At 71.3% G+C, this 21,435-nt stretch carries 20 protein-coding genes; 8 read left to right on the forward strand and 12 right to left on the reverse strand.

Going from position 1 to position 21,435, the window contains the following annotated elements; translation table 11 throughout:
• Window positions 1–50 precede the first annotated feature (50 nt).
• From ACZ6CL_RS32125 to ACZ6CL_RS32135, 3 genes are all read right to left on the reverse strand, one after another.
• Window positions 51–614, reverse strand: coding sequence for a hypothetical protein (locus ACZ6CL_RS32125; protein ID WP_468942176.1), 564 nt, complete (start codon window positions 612–614; stop codon window positions 51–53).
• A 102-nt stretch (window positions 615–716) separates the two neighbouring features.
• Window positions 717–1,703, reverse strand: coding sequence for a MurR/RpiR family transcriptional regulator (locus tag ACZ6CL_RS32130; RefSeq protein WP_468942179.1), 987 nt, complete (start codon window positions 1,701–1,703; stop codon window positions 717–719).
• Complete coding sequence (locus ACZ6CL_RS32135; RefSeq protein WP_468942181.1) at window positions 1,703–3,280, reverse strand: aromatic amino acid lyase; 1,578 nt, start codon at window positions 3,278–3,280, stop codon at window positions 1,703–1,705. Before ACZ6CL_RS32135 ends, ACZ6CL_RS32130 begins: the two co-directional genes overlap by 1 nt.
• A gap of 163 nt (window positions 3,281–3,443) precedes the next feature.
• Between ACZ6CL_RS32135 and ACZ6CL_RS32140 the strand changes: the two genes are divergently transcribed.
• The 5 genes from ACZ6CL_RS32140 to ACZ6CL_RS32160 are packed head-to-tail and all read left to right on the forward strand — an operon-like array spanning window position 3,444 to window position 8,304.
• A complete protein-coding gene (locus tag ACZ6CL_RS32140; RefSeq protein WP_468942298.1) occupies window positions 3,444–4,592 on the forward strand; it encodes an ABC transporter ATP-binding protein in 1,149 nt (382 codons plus the stop codon).
• Window positions 4,589–5,230, forward strand: a complete 642-nt coding sequence (locus tag ACZ6CL_RS32145) for an ABC transporter permease (RefSeq protein WP_468942182.1) — start codon at window positions 4,589–4,591, stop codon at window positions 5,228–5,230. The genes ACZ6CL_RS32140 and ACZ6CL_RS32145 overlap by 4 nt, the downstream gene beginning before the upstream one ends.
• A 1-nt stretch (window position 5,231) precedes the next feature.
• Window positions 5,232–5,909 carry an ABC transporter permease gene (locus ACZ6CL_RS32150; RefSeq protein ID WP_468942301.1) on the forward strand — a complete coding sequence of 226 codons (678 nt, stop codon included), beginning with the start codon at window positions 5,232–5,234 and terminating at the stop codon, window positions 5,907–5,909.
• A 22-nt stretch (window positions 5,910–5,931) separates the two neighbouring features.
• On the forward strand, window positions 5,932–6,867 hold the full coding sequence (locus tag ACZ6CL_RS32155) for an ABC transporter substrate-binding protein (protein WP_468942184.1): 936 nt from the start codon (window positions 5,932–5,934) through the stop codon (window positions 6,865–6,867).
• A gap of 6 nt (window positions 6,868–6,873) precedes the next feature.
• Window positions 6,874–8,304: a purine-cytosine permease family protein gene (locus ACZ6CL_RS32160; protein ID WP_468942186.1), complete on the forward strand. Its 1,431-nt coding sequence runs from the start codon at window positions 6,874–6,876 to the stop codon at window positions 8,302–8,304.
• A 218-nt stretch (window positions 8,305–8,522) separates the two neighbouring features.
• Here the strand turns inward: ACZ6CL_RS32160 and ACZ6CL_RS32165 are convergent, their stop codons facing one another.
• The 4 genes from ACZ6CL_RS32165 to ACZ6CL_RS32180 form a co-directional block, all read right to left on the reverse strand.
• On the reverse strand, window positions 8,523–9,824 hold the full coding sequence (locus ACZ6CL_RS32165) for an MFS transporter (protein WP_468942188.1): 1,302 nt from the start codon (window positions 9,822–9,824) through the stop codon (window positions 8,523–8,525).
• Window positions 9,825–10,366: 542 nt separating this feature from the next.
• Complete coding sequence (locus ACZ6CL_RS32170) at window positions 10,367–11,083, reverse strand: hypothetical protein (RefSeq protein WP_468942190.1); 717 nt, start codon at window positions 11,081–11,083, stop codon at window positions 10,367–10,369.
• 74 nt (window positions 11,084–11,157) lie between these two features.
• A complete protein-coding gene (locus tag ACZ6CL_RS32175) occupies window positions 11,158–11,364 on the reverse strand; it encodes a DUF397 domain-containing protein (RefSeq protein WP_468942193.1) in 207 nt (68 codons plus the stop codon).
• An 11-nt stretch (window positions 11,365–11,375) separates the two neighbouring features.
• A complete protein-coding gene (locus ACZ6CL_RS32180) occupies window positions 11,376–12,227 on the reverse strand; it encodes a helix-turn-helix domain-containing protein (RefSeq protein ID WP_468942196.1) in 852 nt (283 codons plus the stop codon).
• 233 nt (window positions 12,228–12,460) lie between these two features.
• Here ACZ6CL_RS32180 and ACZ6CL_RS32185 point away from each other — a divergent pair, with 233 nt between their 5' ends.
• A complete protein-coding gene (locus ACZ6CL_RS32185) occupies window positions 12,461–12,778 on the forward strand; it encodes a hypothetical protein (protein ID WP_468942198.1) in 318 nt (105 codons plus the stop codon).
• Window positions 12,779–12,787: 9 nt separating this feature from the next.
• Here ACZ6CL_RS32185 and ACZ6CL_RS32190 read toward each other — a convergent pair whose 3' ends face one another.
• From ACZ6CL_RS32190 to ACZ6CL_RS32205, 4 genes are all read right to left on the reverse strand, one after another.
• Window positions 12,788–15,121 (reverse strand): ATP-binding protein, encoded by a 2,334-nt coding sequence (locus ACZ6CL_RS32190; RefSeq protein WP_468942200.1) that lies wholly within the window; start codon window positions 15,119–15,121, stop codon window positions 12,788–12,790.
• Between the two features lie 54 nt (window positions 15,122–15,175).
• Entirely contained in the window at window positions 15,176–15,799 is a 624-nt protein-coding gene (locus ACZ6CL_RS32195) for a DUF6879 family protein (RefSeq protein WP_468942202.1), read from the reverse strand.
• Window positions 15,786–16,061, reverse strand: coding sequence for a hypothetical protein (locus tag ACZ6CL_RS32200; RefSeq protein ID WP_468942204.1), 276 nt, complete (start codon window positions 16,059–16,061; stop codon window positions 15,786–15,788). Before ACZ6CL_RS32200 ends, ACZ6CL_RS32195 begins: the two co-directional genes overlap by 14 nt.
• An 85-nt stretch (window positions 16,062–16,146) precedes the next feature.
• Window positions 16,147–17,529 (reverse strand): acyl-CoA synthetase, encoded by a 1,383-nt coding sequence (locus tag ACZ6CL_RS32205; protein ID WP_468942207.1) that lies wholly within the window; start codon window positions 17,527–17,529, stop codon window positions 16,147–16,149.
• 85 nt (window positions 17,530–17,614) lie between these two features.
• Between ACZ6CL_RS32205 and ACZ6CL_RS32210 the strand changes: the two genes are divergently transcribed.
• Window positions 17,615–18,028, forward strand: coding sequence for a hypothetical protein (locus ACZ6CL_RS32210; RefSeq protein ID WP_468942209.1), 414 nt, complete (start codon window positions 17,615–17,617; stop codon window positions 18,026–18,028).
• Between the two features lie 251 nt (window positions 18,029–18,279).
• On the opposite strand, the gene ACZ6CL_RS32215 is transcribed toward ACZ6CL_RS32210, so the two are convergent.
• A complete protein-coding gene (locus ACZ6CL_RS32215; protein ID WP_468942211.1) occupies window positions 18,280–19,665 on the reverse strand; it encodes a cystathionine beta-synthase in 1,386 nt (461 codons plus the stop codon).
• A gap of 190 nt (window positions 19,666–19,855) precedes the next feature.
• Between ACZ6CL_RS32215 and ACZ6CL_RS32220 the strand changes: the two genes are divergently transcribed.
• Entirely contained in the window at window positions 19,856–20,863 is a 1,008-nt protein-coding gene (locus tag ACZ6CL_RS32220; protein WP_468942213.1) for an SGNH/GDSL hydrolase family protein, read from the forward strand.
• The last annotated feature ends 572 nt before the right edge of the window (window positions 20,864–21,435 follow it).

Below are 21,435 nucleotides of genomic sequence, written 5' to 3' on the forward strand. Positions count from 1 at the left end.
TGCGTGTGGTCGCGGGGGCGGAGCCCCGAACTCGGCCTCAGCGCTTGGCCTCAGCGCTTGGCGCCGCCCGGCGCCGCGTCGCCCGCCGCCGGGCCCGTGGTCTCGTAGGCGCGGACGGCCGGGCCCGCGGGGCGGCCCCGGGGGACCCAGTCCGTGCGGACCCACAGCAGGGCCTCGTGCGCGCGCTCCCAGCGGCCCAGCCACCGCGCCTTCGCCCACAGCCCCGCGCCGAGACCCGCCAGGAGCAGGCCTCCCGCGGCGGGGACGGCGAAGGACGAGCCGACGGCGGCCAGGAAGGCCAGGAGCAGCCACCACCGCAGGGCGCGGCGGCGGGCCCGCAAGGTCACCGCGCGGTCCTGGAGGAACACCGACTTGGCCGCGCGGGTGACCTCCTGGGCCAGGGTCAGATACCGGCCGCGCCCTACGACGAAAACCGCGACGGCCGCGAGCAGGAAGAGCGCCGCCCCGGCCAGCAAGCCGATGCGGCGGCCGGTGAGGCCGGGGATAAGCGTCCCGATGCCCGCGGCCAGGAGGCCTGGCCACCACAGCCATCCGGCGGGTGCCCGTACGATCACGGCGACCCGTGCCAGCGCATACGTCCCGCGTCCTCCCACAACCGACCTCCTCGATGTCCCGGGCCACCGAAGCCCATCAGGCGCGGACTGTAGTCAGGGTGGCTGAGAATTCGGTGAGACGGGACCTAGGTGAGACGGGACCTACTCGACGAACAGCCCGCGCGCAGCCGCCCGCGCGTCGAACTCCTCCAGCCGCGCCTGCGCCTCCGGCAGCGCGTCGCACATGGCCTCCAGCAGCACCCGCCCCAGCAGCATCGGCGCGCAGGCCGTGTCGAAGGCCAGCCCCGTCCCGACTGCCGCGGGCAGCAGCAGATCGCTGTGGCGGGCGACCGGGGCGAAGGCGCTGTCGGCGACGGCGACGACGGTCAGGCCGGTTTCCCGTGCGTACTCCAGCCCCTCCACGACCTCCCTCGGATGGCGCGGCAGGGCGAAGCACAGCAGGGCGGTGGCGCCCGCGCGGTGGGCGGCGTCGATGCGGTCGGCGAGCATCGTGCCGCCCTCGTCCAGCAGCCGGACGTCGGGGTGGACCTTGCGCGCGAAGTACGTGAAGCCCCGCGCCTGGGCGGAGGCGGCGCGCAGGCCGAGGACCGGCAGCGGACGGGACGCGGCGAGCAGCCGCCCGGCGCGGAGGACCGGTTCGGGGTCGGCGAGCAGGGCGGCGAGGTGGCGCAGGTTGTCGATCTCGGACTGCACGGCCTGCTGGTACTCGTTGTACGCGTCGTCCCCCGCGGCCCGCTGATCGGCGGCGGGGGCGACGTCGCGCAGGTGCTTGCGCAGCGCGGGGTAGCCGTCGAAGCCGAGCGCGACCGCGAAGCGGGTCACGGAGGGCTGGCTGACGCCCGCGAGTTCGGCGAGTTCGACGCTGGAGAGGAACGGGGCGTCCGCCGCCCGCCGCACCATGCAGTGGGCGATGCGGCGCTGGGTGGGGGTGAGGCGGTGGCCCTCGAACAGAGCCTGGAGGCGAGCGGCGCTCCCCGTGTTCGCGGGGCTCCCCGTGCCCGCGGGGCCGTCCGCACCAGCGGAGCTGCCCGCACTCGCCGGGCTCCCCGCGCTCGCCGGGGCACCCGCACCCGCCGGGCCGTCCGGCGCCACACCGGCCACGTCCGCCACCCCGTTGTCCGTAGTCATCAGTCCTCCTGACCCTCAGCGCTCTCACGAGCCACAGCAAGCTCAACGCCCTCGCACACGTCGGCCAGCGGGTCCAGCAGACCCACCGCGTCGGCCACATCCTCCGTCAACGGCCGGTCCTCCATCCGCGGATCGAGGACTTCCGCCGCCAGGGCGTAGGCGGCCGCCGCCGGTACGTCGGGCTCCGGTTCCAGCCCGCGCTGGCGCAGCGCGCGGACCGCCGCGACCAGTTCGCAGGCCAGCACCTGCCGGTAGTGGTCGGCCACCCGTAGCGTCTGGCGGGCGCCGAGCGAGGCGAAGCTGGCCTGTTCCTCGACGCCGCGCGAGAGCACGGCGTGGCCGAGGGAGGCGGGGTGGGAGACGGCCCGCATCTCGCCGAGGGCCGCGCCCGCCGCGTACTCCAGGATCATCACGCCGGAGCTGGCGGGCGCGGGGTCGCCGAGGAAGGGCCGGAGCCGGGTGAAGTCGGGTTCGCTGAGCGCCGCGAGCCGGGCCGTGGACAGCCGCGCGGTCTGCAGCGCGGCGAGCCGGAAGTGGTCGAGGGCGAGCGCGGCGTGCGCGACGTAGAAGTTGCCGTTGTGGTACGCGGCCTCGTCCTCGGAGCTGATCAGCGGGTTCTCGGCGGCGGCGTTGACGTCGACGTTGAGCACCCGCTCCAGCATGTCGGCGGCGTCCAGCGCCGGGCCGTGGATCTGCGGCAGGCAGCGGAAACCATACGGGTCCTGGATGCGGCCGAGCGGCGGGGTGGGCCGGGCGGGGGCGCCGAGGAGGGCGCGTATGTGGGCGGCGGCGCGGATGGAGCCGGGGTGCGGGCGGGCGAGCTGGACGGGTTCGGCGTACGCCTCGTACGAGCCGCCGACCGCGATCAGCGAGAGCGCGGCGACGGGGAGCGAGGCGGACAGCAGTCGCCGCAGGTCGGCGAGGGCGAGCGCGGCCTGGCCGAGGGTGAGGGCGTTGCTGCTGATGAGCGCGAGGGCGTCGTTGCTGTCGAGGGCGATGGGGTCGGGAGCCCGGCCGCCGGGGGCGGCTTCGGCGAGGTCCCAGGGGTGCTCGCCGACGAGGGCCAGGCCCGCCTGGGCGAGCGCGGCGATGTCGCCGGTGCCGACCGCGCCGAACTCGTTGACCACGGGGTGGACACCGGCGTCCAGCGCTTGGACGAGCGAGGTGACGACGGAGGGGCGCAGTCCGGCGCCGCCCGCGAGCACCTGGTTGGCCCGGACGGCCATCATGGCGCGGACCTCGCGGCCGGGCAGCGGGGCGCCGATGGCCCCGGCGTGGCTGCGCAGCAGCCGCAGTCCGTGGTCGGCGCCGGGGCCGACCTCCTCGGTGCGGTTGGCGCCGACGCCGGTGGAGCGGCCGTAGACCCGTCCGGTGGCGGAGAGCCGCTCCGCGGTCTCCCAGGCGCGCTCGGCGAGGGCGAGGGCGGCGGGGTCGGGGGCTGCGGGTAGGTTTCTGCGGTCGGCCAGGCGTACGACATCGGCGACGCGCAGGCCGTGGCCGTCGAGCGTGATCCGTGGCGCGGCGGTGACACCCGCGCCGTAGGCGGTCGCCGTCGAATCCAGCATGTGAGACACCATCCAGGGCAACCCCTCTCGAACCCGCCCTTTACGGGCTAGCCGCCAAGCGCTTTCGTCCCATATTGCGAGCAGAAGTAACCGGCGATTAACGCACACCTATTGACTTCTATTCACTCGACTATGACTGTGCATGACTATATGCAGGCAGGGCAAGGGGAAGCGGATGATCAGCTTCAAGCACGTCAGCAAGCACTACCCGAACGGCACCACCGCCGTCGACGATCTCAGCCTCGAACTACCCGAGGGCGACATCACCGTCCTGGTCGGCACCTCGGGCTGCGGCAAGACCACCACCCTCCGGATGGTCAACCGCATGGTCGAGCCGAGCAGCGGCACGGTGAGCGTCGGCGGGCGTGACATTCTCAAGGCCGACGCCGCCGAGCTGCGGCGCGGCATCGGCTATGTGATCCAGCAGGCGGGACTCTTCCCGCACCGCACGATCCTGGACAACATCGCGACCGTCCCGCTGCTGCTGGGCTGGGGCCGCCGCAAAGCGCGGGCGCGCGCCGCCGAGCTGCTGGAGCTGGTCGGGCTGCCCGAGGGCTCCGGGAAGCGCTATCCGCACCAGCTCTCGGGCGGTCAGCAGCAGCGCGTCGGGGTGGCCCGGGCACTGGCGGCCGATCCGCCGGTGCTGCTGATGGACGAGCCGTTCGGAGCGGTCGACCCGGTCGTCCGCACCCAGCTCCAGAACGAGCTGCTGCGGCTCCAGAGCGAGCTGCGCAAGACGGTCGTCTTCGTCACCCACGACATCGACGAGGCGGTCCGGCTCGGCGACCGGATAGCGATCTTCCGCACCGGCGGCCACCTCGTGCAGTGCGCGCCCCCGGCCGAGCTGCTGGCGGCACCCGCCGACGACTTCGTGGCGGGCTTCCTCGGCGCCGAGCGCGGGCTCAAGCTGCTCTCGCTCACCACGCTCGACGGCGTACCGCAGGAGCCCGCGCCCGCCGCCGACGGCACGGGATCCGGCGACTCCACGCAGCGCTGGCGGCTGATCACGTCCACCCGCGGCGAGCCGCTGGGCTGGCGCGACACCGAGGGCCCGGACGGCGACAAGGCCCCGCTGCTGCCGGTGCGCCCGCTGCGCGACACCGACTCGCTGCTGGCCGCTCTCGACGAGTCGCTGGCCTCCCCCGCCGGGCTCGTCGCCCGGGTGGACGCGGACGGCGTGCTGACCGGGGTCACCGGGCGCGACCGGATCCACGAGCACGCGGGGCGCCGCCACGCGGAGGCGGGCCGCCGCGAGGCGGAGAAGACGGCCCCCGCGGACGTTCCCGAGGACACTCCCGACCCCGACGCGAGCGTGACCGCATGACCGTCGACTGGGGCTGGTTCCCCGATCACCTGGACGACCTCATCACGCTCACCCTCGACCACCTCTCCACCGCCGTTCCAGCAGTCCTCTTCGGTCTGCTGATAGCGGTGCCGCTGGCGGTCATCGCGCATCGCGTACGGGCGCTGCGCGGGGTCCTCCTCGGGCTCTCGAACGTCCTCTTCACCATCCCCTCCATCGCGATCTTCGTGCTGCTGCTGCCGATCACCGGCCTCACCCGCACCACCGCGATCACCGGCCTCACGATCTACACCCTGACCGTGCTGCTCCGGAACACCGTCGAGGGCCTGGACAGCGTCCCCGCCAAGGCGCGCGAGGCGTCCACGGCGATGGGCGCGCGCCCGCTGCGCACCCTGCTCACGGTCGAGCTGCCGCTCGCATTCCCGGTGATCATGGCGGGCGTACGGGTCTCCACCGTGATGGCGATCTCCCTGGTCAGCGTGGCCAGCTACATCGGATACGGCGGCCTCGGCCAGCTGTTCACCGACGGCTTCCAGCGCAACTACCCCACCCCGGTTGTCGCCGGAGTCGTCCTGTCCCTGCTGCTCGCCCTGGTCGCGGACGCCACGCTGGTCGCCATCCAGTGGCTGTGCACCCCCTGGCTGAGGAGGCGTGCCTGACATGATCGAACTGCTGCGGAACCTCGCCCGCTGGCTGACCAGCGGCACCCAGTGGTCCGGGCCGGACGGCATCGCGACCCGCCTCCTGGAACACCTCCAGTACTCGCTGCTGGCCACCCTCGTCGCCGCCCTCATCGCCCTCCCGGTCGGGCTGCTGATCGGCCACACCGGGCGCGGCGCGTTCCTCGCCATCAACCTCTCCGGCTTCGGCCGCGCGCTGCCCACGGTCGGCCTGGTCACCCTGGTCTTCCTGGCCAGCGGGCTCAGCATGTGGCCGGTCTACATCTCGCTGGTCGCCCTCGCGGTCCCGGTCATCGTCACCAACACGTACGCGGGCATGGCCGCCGTCGACCCCGAGGTCCGGGACGCGGCACGCGGCCAGGGCATGCGCTGGCACCACGTCCTCTTCCAGGTCGAGATCCCGCTCGCCCTCCCGTTGATCATGACGGGGCTGCGGCTGGCCTGCACCCAGGTCGTGGCCACCGCCACCATCGCCGCGTACGTCAGCTTCGGCGGCCTCGGCCGCTACGTCTTCGACGGGCTCGCCCAGCGCGACCTGGTGCAGGTCCTGGGCGGGGCGGTGCTGGTCGCCATCCTGGCCATCGCCCTGGATCTGGCCCTGGCCTCCGTCCAACGCCTGCTCTTCCGCAACCGCCCCGCCCCCTCCCAAGCGCACTGACGACACGGCCCCAAGGAGACCCATGAACCGCAGGAAACTGCTCGGCGGCCTGCTCGCCGGAGCGTCCGTGCCCACCCTCGCCGCCTGCAGCAGCGGCATCACCTCGCTCAAGGGCGACGGCGGAGGCGGCGAGGGCGGTGGCAGCAGCGCGGGCGGCCTCGTCATCGGCACCGCCAACTTCACCGAGAACCAGCTCCTCGGCTACCTCTACGCCGAGGCCCTCGGCGGCGCCGGAGTCAAGACGAGCGTCCGGCCCAACCTCGGCTCCCGCGAAATCGTCATCCCCGCCCTGCAGCAGGGCGACATCGACCTGCTCCCCGAGTACCAGGGCAATCTGCTCCTCCACTTCGACGACAAGGCGCCCCAAACGCAGGCGGGCGACCTGCAGAACGCCCTCACCGTCGCCCTCCCGAGCGGCCTCGAAGCCCTCTCGTACGCGGCCGCCGAGGACAAGGACGTCTTCTGCGTCACCCGCGAAACCGCCGACAAGTACGGCCTGCGCAGCTTCAGCGACTTGAAGAAGCAGAACGGCAAACTCGTCTTCGGCGGCCCCGCGGAGGACAAGAACCGGGTCGTCGGCCTGGTCGGCCTCAAGAACCGCTACGGCGTCACCTTCAAGGAGTTCAAGGCCCTCGACGCCTCCGGCCCCCTGGTCAAGGGCGCCCTGAAGAAGGGCGACGTCGACGTCGCCAACCTCTTCTCCACCGACCCCGACATCGAGGGCAACGGCTGGGTGATCCTCGCCGACCCCAAGGCCCTCATCCCCGCCCAGCACATCGTCCCCGTCATCCGCGGCGCCAAGGCCGACACCAAGGTCCGCAAGGCCCTGGCCAAGCTCGGCGTCGCCCTCACCACCCACGAACTGGCCCGGCTCAACAAACTGGTCGACAAGGAGAAGAAGGACCCGGACGAGGTGGCCGCCGACTGGGCCGCCGACCACGGCCTCACCAAGAAGTAGCGGCGTATGTCCACCTCCCTGGTCGAGCGGCGCTCCATCGACGTCGTCCCCGACGCTGAGCGCCATGGCACCGCCTTCAGCCAGTTCACGCTGTGGCTCGGTGCGAACCTCCAGATCACCGCCGTCGTGACCGGCGCCCTGGCCGTCGTCTTCGGCGTGGGCGCCTTCTGGTCGGTCATCGCCCTGCTGGTCGGCAACCTGCTCGGCGGGGCCGTCATGGCGCTCCACTCCGCCCAGGGGCCACGGCTCGGCCTCCCCCAGATGATCTCCTCCCGGGCCCAGTTCGGGGTCCGTGGCGCGATCGTCCCGCTGCTGCTGGTCATCGTCATGTACGTGGGCTTCTTCGCCAGCGGCAGCGTGCTGGCGGGCCAGGCCGTCGGCGAACTCACCCACCTCGGCGACACCACCGGCATCATCCTCTTCGCCCTGGTCACCGCCGTGGCCGCGGCCGTCGGCTACCGCCTGATCCACACCCTGGGCCGGATCGCGGGCGTGGTCTGCGCCCTGGCCTTCGTCTACCTGGGCATCCGGCTGCTGGACCGCGCCGACCTGGCCACGCTCCTCCAGGACCGGAGCTTCGACTTCCCGCTCTTCCTCCTCGCGGTGTCGCTCTCCGCCTCCTGGCAGCTCGCGTTCGGCCCGTACGTCGCCGACTACTCCCGCTACCTGCCGCGCTCCACCTCCGCCCGGGCCACGTTCTCCTGGACCCTCGCGGGCACGGTCCTCGGCTCCCAGTGGTCCATGACCTTCGGCGCCCTCGCCGCCGCCGCGGCGGGCGACGCCTTCGTCGGCCACGAGGTCAGTTACGTCGTCGGCCTGGGCGGCGGCGCGGCCGTGATCACCTCACTGCTGTACTTCGTCATCGCGCTGGGCAAACTGACGATCAACGTCCTCAACACCTACGGCGGCTTCATGTCGATGGTGACCAGCGTCAGCGGCTTCCGCGGCCACGCCACCCTCTCCCCGCGCGCCCGGACCGCCTACATCGCCGGGATCATGGCCGCGGGCACGGCGGTCGCCCTCCTCGGCAAGGACAGCTTCCTGTCCTCCTTCAAGGACTTCCTGCTGTTCCTGCTGACCTTCTTCACCCCGTGGAGCGCGATCAACCTGGTCGACTACTACGCCATCGCCAAGGAGCGCTACGACATCCCGGCCCTCAGCGACCCCCACGGCCGCTACGGCGCCTGGCGCTGGAAGGCCCTCACCGCCTACGCCCTCGGCGTCCTCGCCCAACTCCCCTTCCTGTCCACCCACTTCTACACCGGCCCCTTCGTCGCCCCGCTGGGCGGCGCGGACATCTCCTGGCTCATCGGCCTAGCCGCCCCCGCCGCCCTCTACTGGCTCCTGGCCCACCGCGACACCGCCCACGTCCCGGACCGCATGATCCTCACCCAGGATCCGGTGCCCGGCCGTCCGTACGCCAGCACCTCCGAGTGAGCTGGACCCGCACCACCCATGTGCTGCCCGGCTCCAGGGCGGCAACGACGCGGTCACGCGGGGCGGTCGCCGTCTTAGGCTGACCGGCCGTCAGGGTACGACCCGGGAGGAAGCAAGTTTGGGCAAGACCGTAGCCCTTCAATCGTCGCGGCGGTCAGAAGCCCCGGCCGGTGGTGCGCAGGCGGAAGACAGCCCAGGCACAGGCGGCCCGCGCCGCTCTACACCCGCTTCGATCCCGAGCCCCGCGGCAGCGAGCCCTCCGCCCTGTCGTGAGGAGAACCGGTATTGTCCATCTGCCTCCAGGCCGGGAAGATCACCGGACACAGTGTGGCGAGCAGATACACACCGCCAACCGTCAGCAGCGACGAGGACATGCCGACCGAATCCACGAGGAAGCCTGCAGCCAGCCCGCCCAGCGGAGTGACCAGCTGGAACGAGGCTGTTGTCGCACTGAGTACGCGGTTGCGCAGTTCCTCCGGCACCGTCTCATACGTCACTGTGGCCATGATGGGGTTGAGCACACCGCAGACGAGACCCTCAACCGCCATCATCACCGCCAGCGGCGCGAAAGTGTCGGTTAAGGCGGCCACCACGAAGCGCGGCAGGCCCACGATGAGAAACGCCACCGTGAACACCGGCCACCGCCGAAAGCGGCTGCCCACCGCTCCATAGACCAGCGCCCCCTTGAGCGCGCAGACCCCGAACGCAGCCTCCAGCAGACCGAGATCGACGGACCCACCCAGCTCCTCACGGGCATGCACGGGGAGGAGCACGGCACTCCACCCCTGGTCGAGGCCCCTGGTCACCAGCGTCATGAAGCACAAGCCCAGCAGCAACGGCGTGGCCGCCACGAAGCGATAGCCCTCCCCCAGCTCACGACGGTAGGCACGCAGCGACATCGACTCGGCCCGCGGCTGGGCCTGCGCCTCGGGCAGGCCGCGCACCCCGAACGCGAACAGCGGCGCGGACACAGCAAAGGTCGCGGCATCCACCAACAGAGCTTTCTCGGCTCCGAGTACGGCGATCAGCACACCGCCGAGAGCCGATCCAGTCAGCGCCGCACAGCGTGACGCACCGTCGTACAACCCGGCAGCCCTGGTCAGCGGCATCCGGGCGCGTTCGGCGAGCGTGGGCAACAGCACACTGCGGGCAGTTTCACCTGGCGCACGGAACAGTCCTGTGACCGCCATCAACGCGCACAGCATCCAGAAATTTAGGACGTTGGCGAACTGAAGTAGCGGGATCGCCGCAACGGCCACTCCGCAGACGAGGTCCGACATGACGGCCACCCGCCGCCGGCCGACCCGGTCGATGACCGGACCACCGACAAGCGCAGCGAGCACTACGGGCAGCATCGTGCAGAACGCGACGATCCCGGCCTTGATGGCACTGCCCGTGCTCTGCAGCACGAACCACGGCACGCCCATGTTCGTGAGGCAATTCCCGGTGATCGAAACGACGTTGGCGGCAAGGACCGTTGTCAGAGGACGGCGATCACCGGGCAAGGATTCTTCGGACACTACGGTGGTCTCCCATGAGGGGAAGCGCCCACCGTGAACGAAGTAAGTCAGCCGGTGGGCGAAGCGAAGTGGTCAGCGTCTGGCGCGCACACGAAGGCGCACCGCAGACATGCGGCGTTCACGAGCAACGCCTCCAACACTTCGCCGGGATGACCACCCGGCACCTCCAGGCATTGTCACCTCCGGCCCTGGCCCTCCGCAACGACGATCCGTTCGCAATGGGCGACTCACACCATCAACGTGCGGGTGGGATCTGCCACGGAAACTCGCTCCCATGTGCGCTGATCAGTGGATTCCGTCGGTGCCCCTTTTTCGGCTTCGACTGGACCTCAGCTGCAGGAGCTGATCGTCCCTGGCACTGGCTTCCTCTGTAGCGGGGTGACCTTGTTCCCCGCCCCGAACTGAGCGCGTAGGCGCTCGATCGACGCGGCGAACCTACGGTTTCACGCCATGAAGCCCTGGGCCGCTCCCGGGGCGGGCTGACCTGCAGCGTGCCCAAGTCCGAGTACCGCATCCGGGCCGTGGCAGCGCAGGCAGCCCGATCACCTTGGTGTGGTCGCCTCGGCGGTGACGTCGGCGACCACTTCCACCATGTCCGGGCCGTACGCGTCTGAGTTGAAAACCTTGAGCAAGAGGCAGAAGACCCCATCGAGCCCGTACCGCGCGGCAAGCTGAACGTGATGCCTGGCCAGGTAGCGTATGGCTGCCTGGTTGTTGATCCCGCGCTGGCCTGCGGCGAGGAAGACCGGACGGTCGCTCTCCGGCGTGGTGAGGCGGGCGAGCACCACATACTCGGCTATGCCCTTGGACAGCCGGTACACCTCACTACCGATGGTGAATGCCAAACCGTCGGGGATGTTCTCGTAGTCGGTGTTCACCTCGATCCCCGGCAGCAGCGAACGCATGTGAGCCTCGGTGCGACGGTTCGACGTCGGGCCACCGACGCAGAACTCTGTCCGCGCGCCGAAACCCAGGCGGGCGAGATCGTGCACGACGATCTCCGCGCGCGCCCCGCACTCCTTAATGAGAGCGGAGAGTTCGAGGAGTGCGAAGGCATCATGGCGTTGGACACTGCGGCCAGGTGCACTCGGGTCCTGGTTGACCACGAGCAGGCATTCCGATCCGTTCGACAGCCCGAAGAACCCCTGCTTGCGACGGAGCTGGCGTCGCCACAGGTATGTCCTGAACAGCCAGCCCCCACCAGCGCTGATCAGGCTGGTGACCAGCCCCAGAACGATGTTGAGCGCGTTATCATCCATAGGCGGCGAGCCTACGGACTGCAACCCGCCAGGTCGGACGGCCGTAGGCCTGACTGGTGTCAGCGCCTGGCGCCTCACCGAGACCGGGTGAGGTGGTCGAGGCCCCCACGCTTGACGGCGCGTATGAAGGTCCCGAGTGAGGCGGGGGTGGTGGTGACGACCTCTGTGGGGTCGTCACTCTCGCGCAGTGAGATCTTGCCGTCCTGGGCGGCCAATTCCACGCAGTTGTTGTCGGCGTGCCCCGAGAACGTCGACTTCCGCCAGTTCACCTGCTGCATCATGACCACACCTTTCACAGTTCCTCAGCGACACGCTGGATGAAGTCTCGGGATTCGTCCGTTCCGAGAGAGAAGGTCACGGCCCGCTTGAAGAGCGCTCGGTACCGAACGAGCTGTGACTCCGCGTCCAGCAGAAACAGGCCGTGCAGCGCGTCGATTTGCACGGTGTCGAGCTTGGGCACGGGACCGTCCGCGTAGAGCATGGAGTCGCCCGCACCGCCGAAACCGTCGACGCCGAAGGGGATCACGCGGATGTCGATATTGGGCCGCTCGGACTGTTCCAGCAGATACGCGAGTTGCTGACGCGCGGTCGCCCGATCGGCAACCCGCGTGCGGAGGGCGGACTCGTGAATGACCGCCTCGAACCCGGGAGCGGGCTCGCGCTCCAGCACCTCGGCCCGCCGCACGCGAAAGGCGGCCAGGGCTTCGATGTGCCGTTCCGGCGGCGTGGGAAGCCGATAGGACAGCAGTCCCCGGATGTACCCCTCGGTTTGCAGCACGCCCGGAATATAGGCCGTCTGAAGGGTGTGCATCCGCGTGGCGAAATGCTCCAACTCCGCCAGGTCAAGCGCCCCGTGCGAGAGAGTCCCCCGGTACTCCTCCCACCACCCGCCACCGCGTTCACCAGCCATGGCGACCAACGAATCGATCAACGCGTCATCGAGGCAAGCGTATTGAGACGCCATGTGCCGTAGGCGCGCCTCGCTCACACCGGCCTTGCCCGCCTCCATGTGGCTCATCTGGATCGGGTTGGTCCCGATCAGTTCGGCTGCATCGCGGGCGGTCATGCCAGCCGCCTCGCGCATCTTCCTCAGTTCAGCGCCCAGGCGCCGCCGACGCGCCGTCGGCTGAGTTCTCGGCGGCACGCACCCTCCCCTCCAGGCTGTCGCACATCTGCTGAACAGCCGTCACACAGCTCCAACCCGACCGGAGGAATCTTAGACACAAGGTTGTGCCACCCCAACCTTGTGCCTACTGTGAGTGATGCGCTCATCACCCAAGGATGACCGGTCAAGCCGGAAGCGTACCGCTCCCTCCATGCCCCCTGCCCTGGCACCGGCATGCCCGAAGGGGCGGCAACCACCTCTCGGAGGCTCACATGGAGACGCCCGAAACCTTCAACAAGGAACTGTGCGACCTCGTCATCGACTTCGCACCCAGACTCTTCGCCGTGATCCAGGAGTACGACGTGGGACCAGGACTGCGGGACGGCGTCATCGCCGCTTGGGGCTTAGCCTTCGAAGACGGCGCTGTGCGCGTGGCCAGTGTGGACGGCACCCGGCAGCTCGTCCTCAACTCGCCCGAGCGGGCAATCCGGTATTTCGGCCCACGGAGTGACGGCTCCATCCAGACCGCGCGGCTCGTCTGGCTGACCCCCTCCGGGGCCGCCACGTTCAACCGCGCCCAGCCTTCCTGACCGGCCGCGTTACGCGAGGGCGGCGGTGACGCGTTCGCGCAGCCCCGCCGCCCGGGGGTCGTCGTAGGAGGCCAGGGCACGCAGGGCCTCCGCCCAGTGCCGCCGCGCCTCCTCGACTTCTTCCGCCTCGCGCAGCGCACCGGCGAGACCGTCGAGGGCGAGCGCCGCATGCCACAGGTCGTCCAGCTTCCGGTGGACCGCCGCCGCTCGGCGGTGGAAGTCGGCCGCCTCCGCCGGACGCCCGAGCCGCCGGTACGTCGCCCCCGCGCCGTCCCAGGCCCGCGCTTCCCGCGACCGGTCGCCGAGGCGGCGCTGGAGCGAGGCGGCGCGCTGGAACGAGACCAGGGCGTCGTGCGGTTCACCGTTCGCCTGCTGCGCCCGCCCCAGCTCCAGCAGCCAGTAGCCCTCCCACATGTGGTTGCGGTGGGTGAGGGCGATGTCCAGCGCGTCCTGTGCGGACCGCAGCGCCTCCTCCGGCTGCCCGCGATCCCGCTGAACGGCGCTCAGGATGCGCAGCGCATTGCCCTCGCCGCCCTGGTTGCCCAGCTCGCGGTGCATCTCCAAGGCCCGGTGGACGAAGGCCGACGCCTCCTCGGGCCGGGCCAGTTCGTACGTCACCTCGGCGAGGTTCGACAGTACGACGGCCTCCCAGTGGGCGGCCTCCAGCTCCCGGAACAGGGGTGCGGCCTGCTCGAAGTGGTCCTTCGCCGCCTCCAGTCGACGCCCTCGCAAGTGGATCAGCCCGACGTCGTTGAGCGACAGCGCCTCCCCGAGCCGGTCGCCGGTCTCCCGCCGAGCGGCCAAGGCACCCTTGTGGTACTCGGCGGCCTCCTCAAGGCGATGGGACTGCGTACAGGCCATCCCGAGGCTCTCCAGAAGCTCGGCCTCGGCCGTGCGGTCGCCCACCCGGCGCGCCGCGCCCAGTCCGATCCGGCTCATGGTGAGCCATTCCTCGAACGGGTTCAGGATCATGTGCACGCTCCGCAGCACCGCGGGCAACTGCCAGGCGATCAGATCGAGACCGGCCTCCTCGGCGGCGCGCGTCGCGGCCAGCAGATTGCCGCGCTCCGCCTCGTACCACCGCATGGCGTCGTCGTAGTCCGCGAAGGACACCGCGGTGAAGCCCTCAGTCAGGGGTTCAAGCGGGATATGGGCTTCCTGCGGGTTGATCCAGGTCTGGGCGGCGTCGGCGGAGTGCAGATACCAGAGCAACACCCGGTACAACGCCGCCTCGCGGTCCTCCGGGGACTCCTCGTGCCGCGCCTGGTCGGCCGCGTAGGCGCGCAGCAGATCGTGGAATTCGTAGCGGTCGGCCCCGGTCTGCTCCAGCAGATGGGCGCCGACCAGAACGTCCAGCAGATGCCGCACCCGCCCGGGACCACGGCCCCCGTCCAGCGCGGTGGCGGCCCCGGTGCCGAACTCGGCGCCCGGATGCAGCCCGAGCAGCCGGAAGAGACGCGCCGCGTCGGCGGGCAGCGCCCGATAGGACCAAGCGAACACGGTACGCACCGCCTCGGCCTCCTCGTCGTCTCCCACGCTCAGGGCATCCCACAGGGCTGACTCGTCACGAAGGTCTCTTATCAGGTCGTCCAGTCCCATCCGGGGACGACTTGCGGCCCGCTCCGCCGCGATGCGCAGGGCCAGCGGAAGGCGGGCGCACAGCCGGGCCAGCTCGACGAGCTGGTCCCGGTCGTCCTGAGGCCGGTGGGGGGCGGTGACAACGTTCAGTAAGGCAATAGCTTCCGACTCGCCCAGCGTGCCCAGCGTCAGCGTGTGTGCCCCGTCGCGGACGGCCAGCCCCGACAGCCGGCTCCGGCTGGTCACGATCACCAGGCAGCCCGCGGTGCCCGGAAGCAGCGGCCTGACCTGGCCCACCGTGGCCGCGTTGTCCAGGACGACCAGCACCCTGCGCCCGGCCAGCAGCGACCGGTAGAGCGCTGCGCCTGCTTCCGGGTCCGCTGGGATCGCCGTGGCCGGTACGCCCAGAGCCGAGAGGAACCGGTGCAGCGCCTCCTGCGGGGTGACCGGCGCGCCGGGGTCGTAGCCGCGCAGGTTCACATACAGCTGCCCGTCCGGGAACCGGTCCTTCGCCCGGTGCGCCCAGCGCAGCGCCAGGGAGGTCTTGCCGACTCCCGCGGTCCCAGCGAGGACGCAGACCGAGACGGAAAGGTCTTCCCCAACGTCACCGCGGTCGTCGGTCAGGATGGCGTCGAGCCGCCCCAGTTCCTCGCCTCGGTTGACGAACCCCCGGACGTCCCCGGGCAGTTGCCGGGGCTTGGGCTCGTCGGGGCGGCTGTCCCGGTGGTAGTGGATGCCTCCGCTGATGTCCCGGGCCTGGACCACGTCCCCCGCGGTCCCGGACAGTTCGGAATGCGTCCCGTGATCCTCGTTGATCTGCTACTCCGGCTGTGGTGGCGGTAAATGCGCTACTTCTCGGACGAAATACGACGTCAGGTCCTCACCGGCGGCGTAGAGATTCCTGGTGAGTTCCCGGCAGCGGGCAGTGGTCGCCGGATCCATGAAGCGCACGGCGCCGTCGAGAATTCCCTGATCCGAATAGCGGATCTGATAGGTCGTGCGGTCACCCAGCGTCAGCAATTCCGGCAGCGGTCCGGATCTCTCCAGCTCGTCGAGGTACTCGGGGCCGACGACGCGGATCTTTTCCCCGCATTCGGCGCGCAGCCGCAGCAGATGCAGCTCCCATTGCAGATACGGGGCGATCGGCTGCTCGACCACCCGGACCCGGTAAAGGGTGATCCGGTGGTTTTCGACCTCCTGGGAGAATTCCCGAAGATATTCGCGCTCTTCCTCGATGAGGCGCAGGGATTCGTCCCAGTCGCCCCGCGCGAACGCGTCCCAGCTACCGAATCCCGGTTCTCTGAACCGCTGTTGGCGCTCCAGCTTCCAGGAGTCCTGGCCGTCGATCGCCCACTGCCGCTCGCGGAAGTCGCGGCGGTAGGCGTCGAGGGAGAGCACGTCACCCTGGGCGGATTCGAGGCCGGGGCCGTCAAGTCCGAGCATCGGGGATATCCGGTTTCGCCGCGCTCAGGGTGTTGCCCGGGATGACGATCAGCCGCTCGTCGGGGGCGATGCTGGCGTCCTCGGGGAGCTTCGCGCGGTAGGCGTCGGTGAGGTCGCGGCCGATGACCGCGATGTCACCGTTGTCGAGCTGCCAGATGTCGGGGCATCCGTCACGCCCTCCGGTGTTCCCCAGCTCGCGCGCCGACTTTCCTAATCGGCGCGCGAACGAGGCGGACGGGTCGGCTTCCCATGCGCGAGCCATCAGTCTCTCCACTCATCCGTCGTGGTCACCGAGTGTAGGAATGAGCAACACGGATGGCAACGGTCACCGGGAGCCGGGGCCTGGATCAGGCCGGGGGCAGGAGCTTCTTCTGGGGCTTGCCCATGGCGTTTCGGGGGAGGGCGTCCAGGAAGCGGACCTTGCGGGGGCGTTTGTGGACGGAGAGATGGGTGGCGACGAAGTCGATCAGGTCCTGTTCGCCGATGCCGTCGGCGACGACGTACGCGACGATCTGCTGGCCGAGGTCGTCGTGGGGGGCGCCGACGACGGCGGCCTCACGGACGGCGGGGTGGTCGAGGAGGGCGTTCTCGACCTCGCCCGCGCCGATGCGGTAGCCGCCGGACTTGATCATGTCGGTGGAGGCGCGGCCGACGATGCGGTGGAAGCCGTCCGGGTCGAGCGCGGCGATGTCGCCGGTGCGGAACCAGCCGTCGTCGGTGTAGGAACCGGCGGTGGCCTCGGGGCGGTTCAGGTAGCCGTCGAAGAGGGTGGGGCCGGTGAGCTGGAGTTCGCCGATCTCGGCGCCCTCCTCGGCGACGATCCGGGTGCGGATGCCGGTGAGCGGGGTGCCGACGGAGCCGGGGCGGCGTTCACCGTTCGCGCGGGTCGAGATGGTGATGAGGCTTTCGGTCATGCCGTAGCGCTCGACCGGGCGCTGGCCGGTGAGCTGCTCCAGGTCGCGGAAGACCGGGGCGGGCAGCGGCGCGGAGCCGGAGACCAGGAGGCGGGCGGCGGACAGGGCGCGGGCGGCCTCGGGGTCCTGGACGACGCGGTTCCAGACCGTGGGGACGCCGAAGTAGAGGCTGCCGCCCGCCGCCGCGTACGCCGCCGGGGTGGGCTTGCCGGTGTGGACGAGGCGGCTGCCGGTGCGGAGGGCGCCGAGGACGCCGAGCACCAGGCCGTGGACGTGGAACAGCGGCAGCCCGTGGACCAGGGTGTCCTCCGGCGTCCAGGCCCAGGCCTCGGCCAGCCCGTCGAGGTCGGCGGCGACCGCGCGGCGCGAGATCAGGGCGCCCTTGGGCGCGCCCGTCGTGCCGGAGGTGTAGAGGATGAGGGCGGTGGACTCCGGGTCGGGCTCGGGCTTGGTCCAGGCGGCCCGTTCGGTCAGGTTCACGGGCACCGTCTCGACGGGTGCCTCGGCGCCGGGGTCGTCGGTCAGCAGCAGGGCGGCGCCCGAGTCGCGCAGGATGTGGTCCCGTTCGGCGGGCCCGGAGTCCGGCGGTACGGGGACCACGGGCACCCCGGCGAGCAGCGCGCCGACCACCGCCGTCACCGTCTCCGCGGTCGGGGTCGCCCGGACCGCGACGACCGGCGCCCCGGCCACCCGGGCGGCCACCGCGCCCGCGGCGCCCAGCAGGTCCTCGCGGGAGAGGGCACGGCCGCCGACGGTGAGCGCGTCGGGGCGGTCACCGCCCGGCGCGGCGAGGGAGGTGAGGAGAGGTGCGGTCACGGAACTGACTCCTTTCGGCCCCCTGCGCCTTTCGTGGGGGCTAGCCCTACCGACAGAGCGTCCCCGTGACCGTACCTTCGTACCCATGGACGCCCATGACCCGGAGCTGAAACGGGAACTCGACGCGACCCTGCAGATCCGCAAGGAGCTGGGCGCGGAGTATGAGTCCGAATTGATCGACGCCTTCATGGAGAAGGTCCAGCGGCGGTTCGACGACACGTCGGACCGTGACCTGCGGCGGCAGCGGGCCGAGCGCCAGATGGCCGCCGCGCGCGGTGCGCGCCCGTACCCGGGCGGGGGCGGGGAGGCCGCGGGGGTGGGGTTCGGCGAGCGGTTCGCCTTCGTCGGGGTGTCCCTGGTGCTCGCGGTGCCGCTGTCGGCGATCGGCGCGGTCAACGCGGGGCTGCCGGGGCTGCTCGTCACCTGGGCCGGGATCGTCGGCGTCAACGCGGTCCACGCGCTGGGGTTCTTCGCCCGGTCACGCCGCGATCAGGAGTGAGATGCGCGGGAACCGCCGCACCCCGGCGCAGTGCCGAGGGCGGGACGACGGCGGTTCCCGCGAGGGACGCGATGAGCCGCGTCCCAGGGCGACCATGGAGGTCCGGGAGCCGCTCCGGATGTCCTGTCGCCACATTCTGGGGTGTCGGTGTCGTCCGTTCCGACATCCCCTAATCTGCCGGGGCAGTGTTAACGCTGTGCTGCGGGCGCGTGACGCTCACGTACCACTTCGTCAAAGCCCCAACCGTGGTGTCACTTGGCGCCGTTGGCGAGGTAGGCGAGCAGGTCCTGACGGCTGACGACGCCCTTGGGCTTGCCCTCCACCAGCACGACCGCCGCGTCCGCCCGGCCCAGGACGGCCATCAGGTCCTCGACCGCCTCACCTGAGCCGACGTGCGGCAGCGGCGGGCTCATGTGCTTCTCCAGCGGGTCGCCGAGGGAGGCGCGCTGGGCGAACAGGGCGTCCAGCAGCTCCCGTTCCACGACCGAGCCGATGACCTCGGCGGCCATCACGTCGGGGTGCCCGGCGCCGGGCTTCACGATGGGCATCTGCGAGACGCCGTACTCCCGCAGGACCTCGATGGCCTCCCCGACGGTCTCGTCGGGGTGCATGTGGACGAGCGACGGCAGCCCGCCCGCCTTGCCCTGGAGGACGTCGCCGACGCGCACGGCCGGGCCGTCCTCCTCCAGGAAGCCGTAGTCGGCCATCCACTCGTCGTTGAAGATCTTGGAGAGGTAGCCGCGGCCGCTGTCCGGGAGCAGGACGACGACCACGTCGTCCGGGCCGAGCCCTTCGGCCGCCTTGAGCGCGCCGACGACCGCCATCCCGCAGGAGCCGCCGACCAGCAGGCCCTCCTCCTTGGCGAGCCGCCGGGTCATCTGGAAGGCGTCCTTGTCGGAGACGGCGACGATCTCGTCGGCGACGGTCCGGTCGTACGCGGTGGGCCAGAAGTCCTCGCCGACGCCCTCGATGAGGTACGGGCGCCCGGAGCCGCCGGAGTAGACGGAGCCCTCGGGGTCGGCGCCGATGACCTTGACCCGGCCGTCGCTCGCCTCCTTCAGGTAGCGGCCGGTGCCGCTGATCGTGCCGCCGGTGCCGACGCCCGCCACGAAGTGGGTGATCTTGCCCTCGGTCTGCTCCCACAGCTCGGGGCCGGTGGTCTCGTAGTGGGAGCGCGGGTTGTCGGGGTTGCTGTACTGGTCCGGCTTCCAGGCGCCCGGGGTCTCGCGCACCAGGCGGTCGGAGACGTTGTAGTACGAGTCGGGGTGGTCGGGGTCGACCGCGGTCGGGCAGACGACGACCTCGGCGCCGTACGCCCGCAGCACGTTGATCTTGTCGGTCGAGACCTTGTCCGGGCAGACGAAGACGCACTTGTAGCCCTTGCGCTGAGCGACCATCGCGAGGCCCACACCGGTGTTGCCGGAGGTCGGCTCGACGATGGTGCCGCCGGGCTTCAGCGCGCCCGACGCCTCCGCCGCCTCGATCATGCGGACCGCGATGCGGTCCTTCACCGAGCCGCCGGGGTTGAAGTATTCGACCTTGGCCAGGACGGTCGCCCGGATGCCCTCGGTCACGGTGTTGAGCTTCACCAGCGGGGTGTTGCCGACCAGCTCAATCATCGATTCGTAATACTGCACGCCTGCTCCTGGTCCGGAATCCGCGGGATCTCCGCGTCGGGACCCCCGCGTCGCGGGCCCGTACAGCCAGCTTATTGCGCCGACCCGCCCATCGGCCCGTGCGGTTGTGGACGACCACGCGGGGGGCACCAAGCGGTTAGCAAGGCGTACAAAGGTACAGAAGGCGTGCGGACGGAGGTGGGCTGGACCCATGTCGATGTCGAGGGCGAGGGTGGCGCGGCGGATCGCGGCCGCGGCGGCGTACGGGGGCGGCGGGATCGGGCTGCTGGGCGGGGTGACCGCCGTGCTGCTGCTCACCGAGCTGTCCCTGGCGAGGCGGATCGTCGGCGGGTCGGAGGAGGGTCCGCCGCGGGCGGACGGCCGCTACGGCTTCGCCTTCGCCCGCAGGACCGGCCAGCCCCCACTGCGGTTGGCCTTTCTCGGCGACTCCACGGCCGCCGGACAGGGCGTCCACCGCCCTAGTCAGACGCCGGGCGCGCTGCTGGCCTCCGGGCTCGCGGCGGTGGCGGAGCGCCCGGTGGACCTGCGGAACGTAGCGCTCCCGGGAGCGCAGTCCAGCGATCTGGAACGGCAGGTCACGCTGGTGCTGGCCGATCCGGAGCAGCTGCCGGACGTCTGCGTCATCATGATCGGCGCGAATGACGTCACCGGGCGGATGCCGCCCGCCCAGTCGGTGCGGCTGCTGGCGGAGGCGGTGCGGAGGCTGCGCGAGACGGGGTGTGAGGTCGTGGTGGGCACCTGTCCCGACCTGGGCACCATCGAGCCCGTCTACCAGCCTCTGCGCTTCGTCGCGCGCCGTCTGAGCCGTCAGCTGGCGGCGGCGCAGACGATCGGGGTGGTGGAGCAGGGCGGTCGTACGGTGTCGCTGGGCGATCTGCTGGGGCCGGAGTTCGCGGCGAATCCGCGGGAGCTGTTCGGGCCGGACAACTACCACCCCTCGGCGGAGGGGTACGCGACGGCGGCGATGGCGGTGCTGCCGACGTTGTGCGGGGCGCTGGGGTTGTGGCCGGAGGAGGCTCCGGAGACTCGTGACGAGGGCATCCTGCCGGTGGCGACGGCTGCGGCCGAGGCGGCGGCGGAGGGTGGTACCGAGGTCACGGCCGCGCGTGGGCCGTGGGCCCGTCTGCTGCGGCGGGGGCGGCCCGCCGGGGAGGGGGCGGCGGAGGGGGCCACCACGGTCCCGCCGCTGCCCCACTGAGGGCGGCCCTTCCCCCACCCCGCCCCTTCCCGAACCGGGGCCCCGCCCCGGCCCCCGCCGGGGCGCCGCCCCAGGCCCCCGCTCCTCACACCCGGGAGGGGCTGGGATGCACCGACCGGGGCCGGGGGCACCTCCCCGCCCCACGGCCCCGCTCCTGAATCCCCGGACGGACTGGGGTGGAGCGTCCCGGCCTCTGGGCCCCGCCCCTCACAGCCGGAGGGCTGGGATAGGTCGGCCGGGCCTGGGGGAGGTGAGGCATCTCCGCCGCTGACTCCTACTCCTCGCCCTGCCGGAGGGCCCTGGAAGCCCGGCAGGGTTCCGGTGCCCTACAACGCGCGCGCCGAGACTGAGCGGGACCGAGCGGAGCCCTGGGGGTTGGGGGCCCAGAAGGCGGGCGGAGCCCCGCGGGGGCGCAGCCCCAGGGGGCGGGCGGAGCCCGGGGGTTAGGGCGCAGCCCGGGGGTTAGGGCGCAGCCCGGGCGTCGGGGACGGGGGCGGAGGCCCGGACGGCTGAGGCCTCGTCCCGGGGTTGGGGGCGGAGCCCCGAGGGGCGAGCGCAGCCCGGCGGGCTAG

This window comes from Streptomyces sp. NPDC041200 (assembly GCF_055591805.1).